14 protein-coding genes are annotated in these 11,838 nt (G+C 41.4%); 5 read left to right on the forward strand and 9 right to left on the reverse strand.

The genetic code is table 11. The features are described 5' to 3' along the window. Positions 1 to 720 (forward strand): RNA-guided endonuclease TnpB family protein (locus tag ABWK04_03460; GenBank protein MEZ0360943.1); only part of this gene is annotated, 720 nt, incomplete at its 5' end. Between the two features lie 116 nt (positions 721 to 836). Here the strand turns inward: ABWK04_03460 and amrB are convergent. The 3 genes from amrB to ABWK04_03475 are packed head-to-tail and all read right to left on the reverse strand — an operon-like array spanning position 837 to position 3,367. After that, positions 837 to 1,952 (reverse strand): AmmeMemoRadiSam system protein B, encoded by a 1,116-nt coding sequence (amrB, locus tag ABWK04_03465; protein MEZ0360944.1) that lies wholly within the window; start codon positions 1,950 to 1,952, stop codon positions 837 to 839. Further along, a complete protein-coding gene (locus tag ABWK04_03470; protein MEZ0360945.1) occupies positions 1,949 to 2,365 on the reverse strand; it encodes a M67 family metallopeptidase in 417 nt (138 codons plus the stop codon). Before ABWK04_03470 ends, amrB begins: the two co-directional genes overlap by 4 nt. Before the next feature lie 3 nt (positions 2,366 to 2,368). Then, positions 2,369 to 3,367, reverse strand: coding sequence for an aspartate-semialdehyde dehydrogenase (locus ABWK04_03475; protein MEZ0360946.1), 999 nt, complete (start codon positions 3,365 to 3,367; stop codon positions 2,369 to 2,371). 21 nt (positions 3,368 to 3,388) lie between these two features. Between ABWK04_03475 and ABWK04_03480 the strand changes: the two genes are divergently transcribed. Continuing rightward, a complete protein-coding gene (locus ABWK04_03480) occupies positions 3,389 to 4,726 on the forward strand; it encodes a glycosyltransferase family 39 protein (GenBank protein ID MEZ0360947.1) in 1,338 nt (445 codons plus the stop codon). Here ABWK04_03480 and ABWK04_03485 read toward each other — a convergent pair. The 3 genes from ABWK04_03485 to prfB are packed head-to-tail and all read right to left on the reverse strand — an operon-like array spanning position 4,712 to position 7,568. Next, positions 4,712 to 5,377: a lipid-binding SYLF domain-containing protein gene (locus tag ABWK04_03485; GenBank protein MEZ0360948.1), complete on the reverse strand. Its 666-nt coding sequence runs from the start codon at positions 5,375 to 5,377 to the stop codon at positions 4,712 to 4,714. The genes ABWK04_03480 and ABWK04_03485 overlap by 15 nt on opposite strands. 2 nt (positions 5,378 to 5,379) lie before the next feature. Next, positions 5,380 to 6,489, reverse strand: coding sequence for a 4Fe-4S dicluster domain-containing protein (locus ABWK04_03490; GenBank protein MEZ0360949.1), 1,110 nt, complete (start codon positions 6,487 to 6,489; stop codon positions 5,380 to 5,382). Continuing rightward, positions 6,459 to 7,568, reverse strand: coding sequence for a peptide chain release factor 2 (gene prfB, locus ABWK04_03495; GenBank protein MEZ0360950.1), 1,110 nt, complete (start codon positions 7,566 to 7,568; stop codon positions 6,459 to 6,461). Before prfB ends, ABWK04_03490 begins: the two co-directional genes overlap by 31 nt. Positions 7,569 to 7,587: 19 nt before the next feature. Here prfB and obgE point away from each other — a divergent pair, with 19 nt between their 5' ends. The 3 genes from obgE to ABWK04_03510 are packed head-to-tail and all read left to right on the forward strand — an operon-like array spanning position 7,588 to position 10,513. Next, positions 7,588 to 8,607 carry a GTPase ObgE gene (gene obgE, locus ABWK04_03500; protein MEZ0360951.1) on the forward strand — a complete coding sequence of 340 codons (1,020 nt, stop codon included), beginning with the start codon at positions 7,588 to 7,590 and terminating at the stop codon, positions 8,605 to 8,607. A 38-nt stretch (positions 8,608 to 8,645) separates the two neighbouring features. Continuing rightward, positions 8,646 to 9,599 (forward strand): bifunctional phosphoglucose/phosphomannose isomerase, encoded by a 954-nt coding sequence (locus ABWK04_03505; protein ID MEZ0360952.1) that lies wholly within the window; start codon positions 8,646 to 8,648, stop codon positions 9,597 to 9,599. Between the two features lie 8 nt (positions 9,600 to 9,607). Further along, positions 9,608 to 10,513, forward strand: a complete 906-nt coding sequence (locus ABWK04_03510; protein ID MEZ0360953.1) for a TerC family protein — start codon at positions 9,608 to 9,610, stop codon at positions 10,511 to 10,513. Between the two features lies 1 nt (position 10,514). Here ABWK04_03510 and ABWK04_03515 read toward each other — a convergent pair whose 3' ends face one another. From ABWK04_03515 to ABWK04_03525, 3 genes are all read right to left on the reverse strand, one after another. After that, entirely contained in the window at positions 10,515 to 11,267 is a 753-nt protein-coding gene (locus tag ABWK04_03515) for an energy transducer TonB (protein MEZ0360954.1), read from the reverse strand. Then, positions 11,267 to 11,644 (reverse strand): biopolymer transporter ExbD, encoded by a 378-nt coding sequence (locus tag ABWK04_03520; GenBank protein ID MEZ0360955.1) that lies wholly within the window; start codon positions 11,642 to 11,644, stop codon positions 11,267 to 11,269. The genes ABWK04_03515 and ABWK04_03520 overlap by 1 nt, the downstream gene beginning before the upstream one ends. Beyond that, positions 11,625 to 11,838, reverse strand: a 214-nt coding sequence (locus ABWK04_03525) for a MotA/TolQ/ExbB proton channel family protein (protein MEZ0360956.1), incomplete at its 5' end; no start/stop codon positions are given. The genes ABWK04_03520 and ABWK04_03525, both read right to left, overlap by 20 nt.

Consider the following 11,838-nt stretch of genomic DNA (forward strand, 5'->3'; position numbering starts at 1 on the left):
GCTGGTTCTTTTTATCTGACTGTGAGGGTTTGCAAAGAAATTCAAAAGTTAGAGGCGGTGGATAGAATATGTGCCATAGATGTAGGAGTTAAGCATTTTGCCACCATTTGCTACTCAGATGGCAGTGTGGAAAAGGTAGAAAATCCCAAGTATCTTGTCAAAACAGAAAAGAGGGTGGCAAAGGAGCAGAGGAAACTCTCAAGAAAGCAAAAGGGTTCAAAAAACTATGAAAAACAAAGGCTAAAGGTGGCAAAACTTCATGAGAAAGTCAAAAACCAGAGAGAGGACTTTTTGCATAAGCTGTCCAGAAGGATAGTGAGCGAGAACCAAGCCATTATCCTTGAGGACTTAAATGTGAAGGGTCTTCTCTCTGGAAACATTTCCAAGCACATACAGGACAGCTCATGGAGGAAGTTTTTTGAGTATCTATCCTACAAAGCTTTGTGGCATGGAAGAGAGCTGATTTTTGCTGACAGGTTTTATCCATCTTCTAAAACCTGTCATGTGTGTGGATACAAAAATCAAGAACTCAAGCTGAGCGATAGAGAGTGGGTCTGTCCTGTGTGTGGCACAAGACATGACAGGGATATAAACGCAGGCAAAAACTTATTGCTTTATGGGTTCGCTCACCTAACGAGCGGTAGGGTCGGAACGACCCGAGCTTATGCCTGTGGAGGAGCTAAAAGCTCCGTTGAAGCAGGAAGCTCCTCAATTAGCTGAGGGGAGGGTTCACTTTGGACAGTTCCTGCCCTACCACTCGTAAGGTGAGTGACTCATACAACATATACTATATAAAACTGGTATATAGAAGATGGAGACTTCTTGCCGGTTTTATGTTAAAACACCATGCTTGCGTAAGATACCTTAGAGTCTGTAAGTCTTTCATAGTATACTTTGTAATCAAGTATTCTTCCCTTAGTTAGCCCGCACTTTTTGAGTATATGTGCAAATACAAAGTTAGTGTATTGTCCATCTATTCTCGTCCTGTTTTTGTCCTTTTCTAAAAGCTCAAAGGCTTGCTCATACTCCAGATCTTCAAGATATCTCAGATACTCCCTGTCTTTGAAAGATGGATCGTAACAAAGGCTGTCCCCAAATTTTTTACCTACATGGCTCATATCTACGCTGGATATGAAGAGCGTTTTATGTATAAAAGGCTCAACCACCCTGAGAAGATTCTCTCCGAGAGTTTTCAGAAATTTTTCATCACCGTAAGACACGATGAGAGCCAAAGCCTTCGCTTCTGGAAAGATCATTTTTGCATATACGGATGCAAATTCTATAGAGTGTTCGTATCTGTATGATAAAATGTCATGGGTAATATCAAAGTTATAAAAGCTTTGAAGTTTCTCTATAAGCGCTCTGTTAGTTTTTAGTATGCCAAAGGGCGTTTTCATATCAAGGGGAAGCGCAGAAAAGGGCATTTCGTGCCAATAGTGAGATACTCCTAAAATGACGACAAGATCCTTGTCCCCTTTTATCCTTCCGTAAGCTTCCCAATAAGTACTTTTGGCTATTCTTATATCCATATGTGGTACCATAATACCAAGTGGAGAAAGTCTTTCCTGTATTTCTGGTCCTTTCAGAAAACGTTCACACGCCTGTGCATCTGCAGGATACACCTCCCCCACATGGGACATATCCCTTATACCCTTTGTAAACATCTCTCGCCTTTTGTACTGCAGTGCATCTGCATATTTCTCGTTTTCTAAAAATAGGGCATCATCAAGTCTCTTTAAAAAGTCCATAAGGTCTTCATCGCTTATGATCTGTCCGGTAAGCCTAAAATAATCGGCTTTTATATCAAGTACGTCTCTGCTTCCATCCATTAAGGACATGATGAGCAAAGCTTCCTTTGAAACGAAAAGATTTTCCGAGATACCCAGAGGATCCCTTATAAGGAACCCCCCGTCAAGTGCGATCACGTCTATATACCTCAGTTTAGGCTTCATCCGAATACATAAATATCTTCCTGTCTGAACTTTTCTTCAAAAAGTTCCCAGCTTTTGTAAGAGACAACTCTACCTTTGCTCACAGAAAGTATTATGTACGAAAAGCCTTCAAAGGCTCTCTCCTCATCAAACTTGGAAGGTCTATCGGGGTGATCCGGGTGTGAGTGGTAAACTCCAACTATCTCAAGACCAAACTGGCGCGCCTTTTCCTCAGCTTTTAGGTAATCCTCAGGTGCTATTTCGTATCTGTCGTTCTTTCTATCCGGATTCACATTTGGAGTCTCAAAAGCTCCAAAAACGGTTCTCACATCCCCATCTATCTTTCCAAGCAAGAGACCGCAAGTTTCGTAAGGATAATCCCTTTCGGCTTGAGCTATTATCTTTTCAAGTGCGGAACTTTTTATCCTTAACATAGTTCACACGAGCGCAAACTGAGTTAAAAGTTCTGCAATTTGTACGGCATTTGTGGCTGCACCTTTGCGTATGTTATCAGCTACTATCCACATACAAATACCCGGCTCAAATACCAGATCTTTCCTTATCCTTCCCACGAAAACCTCGTCTCTTCCTGCTACATCCAGAGCTGTGGGATACTCTGCAAGAACAACACCTTTAGCCTTAGAGAGGATTTTCTTAGCTTCTTCAGGACTTAACTCTTTTTTAAGCTTTACACTTACCGCTTCCGAATGTCCATAAAAGACTGGAACCCTTACAGTCGTTGCGGAAACCCTCATGTTGGGATCATGCATGATCTTTCTCGTTTCGTTTAACATCTTCATTTCTTCTTTGGTGTATCCGTTTTCCGTGAAGACATCTATCTGAGGGATAACATTAAAAGCTATTCTTCTTGGCAGAGCCTTAGGTTCTGGAAGCTCCCTTCCATCGCACCATGCTCTTACCTGCTCCTCAAGCTCTCTTATGGCTTTTGCACCTGCACCAGATACGGATTGATAAGTGGAGACAACTATAGCTTCTATACCTACAGCATCGTATATGGGTTTTAGTGCCACAACCATCTGTATAGTGGAGCAGTTGGGATTGGCTATTATGCCTTTGTGTTCTCTAACATCTTCGGGATTTACCTCAGGTACAACCAGCGGTACGTGAGGCTCAAGGCGCCACGCTGAAGAGTTGTCTATCACCACAGCGCCGTCAGATACAAATCTGGGAGCGTACTCTTTACTTATGGAACTACCTGCAGAAAACAGAGCTATATCTATACCCCTAAAATCCGATCTTTTGTTAAGAGCCTGAACCTTTACCTTCTCATCTCTAAAGGTAAGGTGGATACCCTCAGACCTTTCCGATGCGAAAAGTTCCAGTTCGTCCACCGGAAAGTTTCTCTCTTCCAAAACCTTCAGAAAAGTCCTTCCTACCTCACCTGTAGCTCCCACTATGGCTACTTTGTATCCCATGTGTTATAATTATAAGCGAAAGTGGTTATTTTGTTGCTTTTGTTCCTGTCTTTTGTGTCTCTTTTACCCAATATAAACACTTACGAGTTTAGAAATGAAGAACCTTTAAGGGTGGCTGTGGCTTACGAGATGTCCAAAAGCCAAAGCTACATCCAACCATACCTTTTGGGAAAGCCATACTTTAATAAACCACCGCTATTTAACTGGTTAATACTGTTATACTCTCACTTTTTGCCTTGGAGTGAACTAACCGCAAGAGCTGTGAGCTTAACATTCTTGCTTTTATGCCTTTTGCTTATATTTGCCTTTTCTTACTACCTGTTTAAGAACTCGCAAATGGCTCTCCTCTCGGCGCTCATTTTTTTGACCTTTGGGAACGTACTTTTCTTTTATGGATACTTGGCCGAGATAGATATTACCTTAACCTTCTTTGTATTTGCAAGTATGGTGAGCCTTTATATGTACTTAAAAAGTAATTCTATTCTTTGGAGTATCTTGGCTGGTGTTTTGACTGGACTGTCAGCGCTTTTGAAAGGTTTCCCAGCTTATGGCTTTTATTTTCTTACATTGCTGGCTTTTGGTCTTTATCAAAAAAACTTGAGATTCATATTGGACAGAAAACTTTTCATTTCCCACGCTATAAGTGTACTTTTACCCGCTTTGTGGCTTTTAAATACACAAGATCCGTATATCTATTTGAAGACCCTCTTCTATGAAAGCTTCAGTAGGATAAGTGGGGAGAAGTTTTCAAGAGTTCTTCATATATTTACCTTCCCTCTTCTTAACTTCAAAGATACCCTTCCAAACAGTTTGATCTTTTTTATTTCAGTATGCATGCTTTTTAAACATAAAAAGTTCAACCTTCCACATGAAGTAAGGATCCTCATTTTAGTCTTTGCGCTCAATTACCTTCCTTACCTTTTGTCAAATTCCGCAGGTAGGTATGTTTTACCCCTTTATCCCCTTCTTGCCACTGTATTTTCCTTTTACATTTATAGATCTTTTGAAGTTCAAAGCTTTAAAAGGTTTTTCTACAGTCTCATCATATTAAGTGTGTTTCTGAGATTTCTTTATGGAGAGCTATATTTTCCCTATCACAACCAAAGGGAAAGCTCCAGAAAAGCTATAGCTGAGAAAATTATAAAAAATGTAAATCTAAAAGCTCCCATACAGTGCAACTGTCCACAGGAACTGTCCGTGTGCCTCTACGTAGGTCTCGCAAAAGGTGATCCTATTAAAGAAAAGGTTTCCGGTGCGATTTATTCAATAAACTGTCAAGAGGATAAAGGAGAAACACTCTTCAGTTTTAATGTGAATAGGTCTTATCGGATAAGGCTTTTAAAGCTAAAAGGTGGTTGAAGCTTTCAAGGTTTTAGTGAACTCAATAGCTGATGATGGCATATGGACCTTGCCGAAGAGTATTTCCCTTGGAGTGAGCTTCTTTCCATAATAAGCGGTTATACCGTCTTCGTAAGGTATAAGTACAGCACCTTGCAGGGAAACTCCAGCAAATACACCTCTTGCTTTTGAGTAAGAGTATATATCCGCTTTTAGGTTAATATCGGTTGAAGCTGATGCGCTTCTACCTGCGGGACCTGCAGCCACTGATACATCTGCACCAAGTTTCACCTTACTCCTGAGAAGACTTCTCATGCCTCTATCTGTATTCACGACGAGTAAAAGATCAACAGACTCTACTCCAATCTGGAATCCAAAAGAAGCCTGAGCAAGTGTGTAAAAGGCGGGTGCGCTCCACTCACCTGTATTTGGGTTTTTGTAGCTAACTACGCAGTTTCCGCCTCCAGCACCGAATATAAAGGCACCCTTTATCAACCCAGGGCATACGATAACACCTCTGGCTTTCTTCAAAAGCTCCTCAGGTATTCCCTCTGTACCAGCTCTCAATTCTTTTATCACGGATGTGGAGTTTTCAACGAGCCTGTCCATGTCTTCTTTGGATACAGCCAAAGAGAGGCAGATCAAAGAAAGTAGAGCAAGTATTGTCCTCAAGGCTACTCCTCCTTTAACAAGGATTTCACACTTTCAAGCAGATCAATACCTACAGGACACCAAGTTACGCATCGCCCACAGCCTACACAACCGAAAGTGCCAAATTGATCTATCCAGTAAGCGAACTTGTGCATAAGCCACTGTCTGTATCGTGACATTATACTCTCTCTCAGATTAAACTTATGCAGAGTTGCAAAAGAGGGACTAAAGCAAGAGTCCCAGACCCTTACCCTACAGCTCCTATTGAGGTCTATGTCGTTTACTTCCAGTATATCAAAGCAGAAACAAGTTGGACAGACTTGCGTACAGTTTGCACATGCAAGACATCTCTTTGCCACCTCATCCCAGAAAGGATGTTCCATAGCGCTATAAAGCCTTTGAGGAAGATCCTCTGGGAGCACTTCTTTTCTCACTTTTAAACTATTGATTTTCTCCTGCTTCTTGCTACTTTTGTCATCATCTGCCTCTTCAAGGTATATGCCTTCCAAAAGTTTCGCACCCCTTTCGGTTCCCACTTCCACCAAAAACCCTTCCTCAATTTCTGTAAGACACAGATCAAAACCTTCCTTAGCCTCTGGACCTGAAGATAATGTATCACAAAAGCACACATCTGTTGCGTAAGTGCAGTTCACAGCAACAACAAAGATGTCATCCCTTAAGCTTTTGTAGTATGGGTCAGGAAAGATATTTTTATCCATAAAAACTTCGTCAAGTATTTTCAGAGACTTCAGGTCACACGCTCTGACATCAAAAAAGGCGTATTTTCCCTTTGGCAAGTCGTAAGAAAACTTTACCTTAGTTTCCTTCTTTTCCATTCGCATAAAGGTGAGTTCAGGAGGATGGATAAAACTTTTGATGGAGTTTACCGGATGCGTGTATGTAAAAAACTCTTTCGTATCAAGCTTTTCAAGTCTATAATATCCAGCCTTTTGGTAATCCCTATAGCCAAAGGGTAACTCGTCAAAATTATCCACTTTATCGTAGAGAATAGCTCCATTTATTACCTTTGGCGCTATAATTATGTAATCACTTTTTAGACGTTCAAAAATCTCCCTCAATCTCTCCTTTTTCGCAAAGAGCATTAGATCCTTACCTTCTCCTTTGCCTTCCACCTTAAGTACTCTTCTATAAAAGCATCTATATCCCCATCCATGACGGCGTCCACATTCCCCACTTCTAAACCTGTCCTTAGGTCTTTGACCATCTGATAAGGTTGGAATACGTATGACCTGATCTGATAACCCCAGCCTATATCCGTTTTGTCACCCTCAAGAGCTTTCTTTTTTTCTTCAAGCTTTTGAAGCTCAAGTTGGTAAAGTTTGGCTTTTAAAAGTTCAAGAGCTTTTAATCTGTTTTGAAACTGAGACCTCTCTTGTTGGCATGAGACAGTTATACCTGTTGGTATGTGCCTTATTCTCACAGCGGTGTCCGTTTTGTTCACGTACTGTCCACCCGCACCGCTCGCTCTGAAGGTTTCCATCTGTATATCTTCTTCCCTTATCTCTATGTTTATACTTTCATCTATCTGCGGTGCTACAGATACGGAAGCAAAAGATGTGTGTCTTCTTGCATTAGCATCAAAGGGAGATATCCTGACAAGTCTGTGTACGCCACTTTCACCCTTCAGGTATCCATAAGCGTAAGGTCCCTTTATGAGGAGGGTTGCACTTTTTATGCCCGCAACGTCATCGGGATTTACATCTATCACTTCTATTTCGTAGCCGTGCCTTTCAGCCCACCTTCTGTACATACGCAGGAGCATACTTGCCCAATCACACGCTTCTGTGCCACCCGCACCCGCCTGTATGGTAAGGTAAGCATTACTTTTATCCATTTCCTCGGATAGGAAGGTCTTTATCTCAAGATCCTTTACAGGTTTCTCTATGGACTGTAGCTCTTCAGCTATCATGGAGAGTGTTTCTAAATCTTCCTCGTCAACCTCCTTTAAAAGCTCCTCTACTCCTTCGATGGAACTCTTTATCCTTTCAAATTCCCTTATAGTCTCTTCAAGTAACTTTCTCCTTTGGGTCAGCTCCCTAGCCTTCTCCTGATCTTCCCAAAAGTCCGCAGAAGACATACTTGTGTCTATTTTTTTTAGCTCCTCCTTCATAGAGCTTATATCCATAGCCTGCTCCACATCAAAAAACTTCTCTTTTAGTTCTTCAAGTCTGTTTTTTATATCCGCAAGCATAATATATAAAATATATCGCATGTTCGTGGACAGGGTTAAAATACATGTTAAGGCGGGAGATGGAGGTAACGGTGCTGTTGCCTTTTTAAGGGAGAAGTACAAACCTTTCGGTGGACCTGCAGGAGGTGACGGCGGAAAAGGTGGAGACGTTACACTGATAGCTACTTCAAAAAAACACACCCTTTATGACTTTAAGTACACTAAAAGGTTCAAGGCTCAAAACGGAGAGCATGGCAAAGGCAAGAGACAGCACGGTAAAAATGGAAAGGATCTTATGTTGGAAGTGCCTCTTGGAACAGTCGTAATAGACGCTCAAAGTGGTCAAATACTGTGTGATCTCATACAAGAGGGGCAAAGATGCGTTGTTGCAAAAGGTGGAAAGGGAGGAAGGGGAAACGCCCACTTTGCCACACCTACTAATCAAGCACCACGCTACGCTGAGAAGGGACACAAAGGAGAGGATAGATGGCTAATACTTGAGCTTAAACTTATAGCCGATGTCGGGATCATTGGACTTCCCAACGCAGGAAAATCCACGCTCATTTCTAAGCTCACAAAAGCAAAGCCGAAAATAGCTGACTATCCCTTTACTACGCTTTCCCCTGTCTTAGGCGTAATGGATCTGGGGGATGGGAAAAAGATCGTATTGGCTGATATACCCGGTCTTATTGAAGGTGCATCGGAAGGAAAAGGGCTTGGTCTTGAGTTCCTCAGGCACATTGAGAGAACGAAACTTTTACTTCATCTTATAGATGTATCAGACTTTAGGCAGATGGATCCGATCCAAGCCTTTAAAAGCGTGAATTCCGAGATGGAAAAGTACGATCCCAAATTGCTTGAAAGAAGGCAGATAGTAGTAGGCACTAAAATAGACGCACTCTCAAACAGAAAACTCCTTAATGAGCTTGAGGAGGAGTTTAAAAAAATGGGCTTTCCTTTTGTAGCTGTGTCATCGGTAACAGGCGAAGGACTAAAGGAGTTGAAGGAAGTTATAATAGGAGAGATTGAAAAACTGACTGCTGCAGTTATAGGAAGGTAAAAACGATTGAGTTACAGCAAAAGAGGAGGTAGGCGAATATGAACGCTCAGGAAATGCTTGAGAACTTTCCAAAACAGCTGGGTACTGTGAGCTGTGAGAGTATGAATTTAAAAGAATACAGTGGTGTAGTCTTCAGCGGTATGGGAGGATCAGGTATAGTAGGGGATCTCACAAAGGTACTACTTGAGAAAAGCGGTATTTCTGTACCTGTATTGTCCTCAAGAGGTTACGATCTGCCTCCTTACATACAGAAAGGATGGGCTGTTGTCTGTATTAGCTACAGCGGAAACACGGAAGAGACTTTAAGCGTGGCAAAGCAAGCTACAGAAAGGGGTATAAAACCCATATGTGTAAGCACTGGAGGGAAGTTGAAAGATTTTGCAAAGGAGGAAGGACTCACTCATATTCAGTTGCCTGCAGGTTATCCGCCCAGGTACGCGCTGGGTTTCATGTTATCAGCTTTACTTTCCTTGGTGGGAATGCAGGAGAGCCTTAAAGGTATGGCGCTGTTTTTAGAAAAAAATAGGGAAAGCGTAAAACAGGATGCGCAAAAGTTAGCCAGTGTTCTTGAAAGATACATACCTGTATTGTATGCCACGCCTTCTCTTGAAGCTGTAGCCTTCAGGTGGAAGACACAGATAAACGAAAACGCTAAAACCCTCTGCTACACAGCTATACTGCCGGAACTACACCACAATGAAATTGTAGGGCTTGACAATCCAACAACGCGAAGCTTTTGCAACTTTGTTTTGCTTTTTGATCCTGAAGACCATCCAAGAGTTATAAAGAGGGTGGAACTTACAGAGAGTATACTCAAAGATCTGGGGCTTTCCCCCTTTGTATTAAAGGGTAAGGGTGAGAACTTTCCACAGAGGCTTTTCTACCTCATACACATGGGAGACTGGGTAAGCTTTTATCTGGCACAGATCTACGGATACGATCCCATCCCGGTAAAAATCATAGACCTTATTAAAGAAAAACTCAGTCTATAATATATATAGTGATTCAGTGGCTGGTGTTTTCTCTATTCATACTTATAGCTCTTTTTTTGGATCTCTTCGTTTTACACAGAAAGCCCCATAAGGTATCTGTGAAAGAGTCCCTTCTGCTCTCCTTTTTTTGGATATCTTTGGGGCTTGGGTTCGGTCTCTATGTATGGTATACCAAGGGTTATACGCATGCAACCGAGTACATCACGGGATACCTGCTTGAAAAATCCCTCAGCTTGGATAACATATTTGTTTTCATACTCATATTTTCATACTTCAAAATTCCTGAGGAGTACAGGCACAAGATACTTTTCTGGGGTGTTTTTGGTGCCATAATAATGCGTGCGGTATTTATATTTACTGGGATAGGTTTAGTTGAAAGATTTGATTGGATAACTTATTTATTCGGATTTATACTTCTGGCTTCTGCGGTAAAGCTTCTGACTACAGAGGAAAAGGAGTTTTATCCAGAAGAAACCTTAGTTTACAAAATAGCAAGAAAGCTCATTCCACTTAGACCAGATTACCACAATGGAAGTTTTTTCATCAAAGAGGGGAAGAAAGTTTACGCAACGCCTCTTTTCCTTACGCTTGTATTTGTAGAAAGCTCAGATCTCATGTTCGCGATTGACTCAGTTCCTGCCATTTTAGCCATATCAAGAGACCCTTTCGTGGTTTACACTTCTAACATCTTTGCTATACTGGGTCTTCGCTCGCTGTATTTTGCTGCCGATGCCATACTACCTATGTTTCACTACTTGCATTATGGACTTGCTTTCATACTCGGTTTTATAGGCGTGAAGATGCTTGTGTCAGATTTTTATCACATACCCGTTGGAGTCTCGCTTCTCCTTATAATGAGCGCTATTCTCGTATCCATACTTGCATCAGTAATTTCCAAAAATGTTAAAAACTGACTTACTCAAGTTTGTAAATAATGGGAAGTTTGATCCTCACATCCACCGGTGGTTTTGGTATCAACTTCTCAACCTTCCTTAAAGTGTTTACTGCATTGTCATCAAGGATTTTATAGCCGGAACTTTCTTCAACCTTTATATCCTTTACATGCCCGTCCTTTGTGAGAAGGAAGGATATCACGACCCTTCCTTCCATACCCAGCTTTCGCGCGAGCAACGGATAGGTGATGTTCTGCTTTATTATGCCAGATATGATCTCCAGCTTTCCCTTTAAAAACTCTTCCTCAAGTTCTTTTTGCCCTTTTACTGTAACTTCGGAAGCTGAGGGCTTAGTCTGATTTCCTCTTCCTATCGCTGGAGTCTTTTCTGTGGATGTGCCTGGTAGCCCTTCAGAGCTTTCACTTCCACTTTTCCTTTCTTCTTTTGGCAGATTCTCTTCGGTTTGCACCTTTTGGGTATTCGGAGTCTCTATCTCACTACTTTTTGTTTGCTCCTTTATCTCGCTTTGGGGTTTTACAACGCTTTTTTTAACTCGCTTTTCCACTTTTGGAGGTTCTTTTTGTAAATGGGTGATCTCTTCTTGTCTTTTAGTTATCTCCTTCTTTATTTCTTTATTCTGCTCCTTTTGTATCTCAAGCTTTGTGAGATCTATCTCCACGGTTCTGTGCAATGGAGGTCTAAAAATCAGGAAGACAACTATAACAAGGGTGTGTATGAAAAAGGAAGTAAAGTAAGCTCTTAATTTAAGATACATTACTTTATTTCTGTTCTTATGGAAACCTTCGCAAAGTTTAGTCTCTTTAGCACATCAAGTACGCTTACCAGTGACTGCACGCTTGCATCTTTGTCAGCCAGTAACTTTATGTTTGTGTCCCTGCTCATTCCTGAAAGGATCCTTTCAAATTCATCAAGATCCAACTTTTTTCCTTCAAAGAGTATGTTACCATCCTTTGTTATGACTATCTCAATACCTTTTAGCTGTTTGCTCTCTTGAGATTTTGCGGTGGGAAGTTGTACTGGGATAGACCCTTGAACTACGAACGTTGCCGTTATAAGTACTATGGTAAGAAGCACAAGCATTATGTCAACGAGAGGTATGACGTTTATGTCTTTAAACTCTCTCTCTTCCATTGAGCTTCTCCCACATGGCTACTTTTTCCTTGACCTTTCTCAAAAGCATGTTGTAAAGAGCTGTGGAAGGTATAGCCACCAAAAGTCCTACTGCGGTAGCTTTTAGGGCAAGTGCAAGTCCAACCATCACCTTTTTTGTGTCCACAAAACCTTCCTGACCTATAGTGTAAAAGGTGAGCATTATCCCAAGAACT

The sequence above is a fragment of the Hydrogenobacter sp. genome (assembly GCA_041287335.1).
Classification (GTDB): Bacteria; Aquificota; Aquificia; order Aquificales; family Aquificaceae; genus Hydrogenobacter.

Coding starts and splice junctions, on each gene's coding strand:
- amrB (MEZ0360944.1), bottom strand. CDS start 1,952: ATGAAGCCTAAACTGAGGTATATAGACGTGATCGCACTTGACGGGGGG.
- ABWK04_03470 (MEZ0360945.1), bottom strand. CDS start 2,365: ATGTTAAGGATAAAAAGTTCCGCACTTGAAAAGATAATAGCTCAAGCC.
- ABWK04_03475 (MEZ0360946.1), bottom strand. CDS start 3,367: ATGGGATACAAAGTAGCCATAGTGGGAGCTACAGGTGAGGTAGGAAGG.
- prfB (MEZ0360950.1), bottom strand. CDS start 7,568: ATGCTTGCGGATATAAAAAACAGACTTGAAGAACTAAAAGAGAAGTTT.
- obgE (MEZ0360951.1), top strand. CDS start 7,588: ATGTTCGTGGACAGGGTTAAAATACATGTTAAGGCGGGAGATGGAGGT.
- ABWK04_03505 (MEZ0360952.1), top strand. CDS start 8,646: ATGAACGCTCAGGAAATGCTTGAGAACTTTCCAAAACAGCTGGGTACT.
- ABWK04_03515 (MEZ0360954.1), bottom strand. CDS start 11,267: ATGTATCTTAAATTAAGAGCTTACTTTACTTCCTTTTTCATACACACC.
- ABWK04_03520 (MEZ0360955.1), bottom strand. CDS start 11,644: ATGGAAGAGAGAGAGTTTAAAGACATAAACGTCATACCTCTCGTTGAC.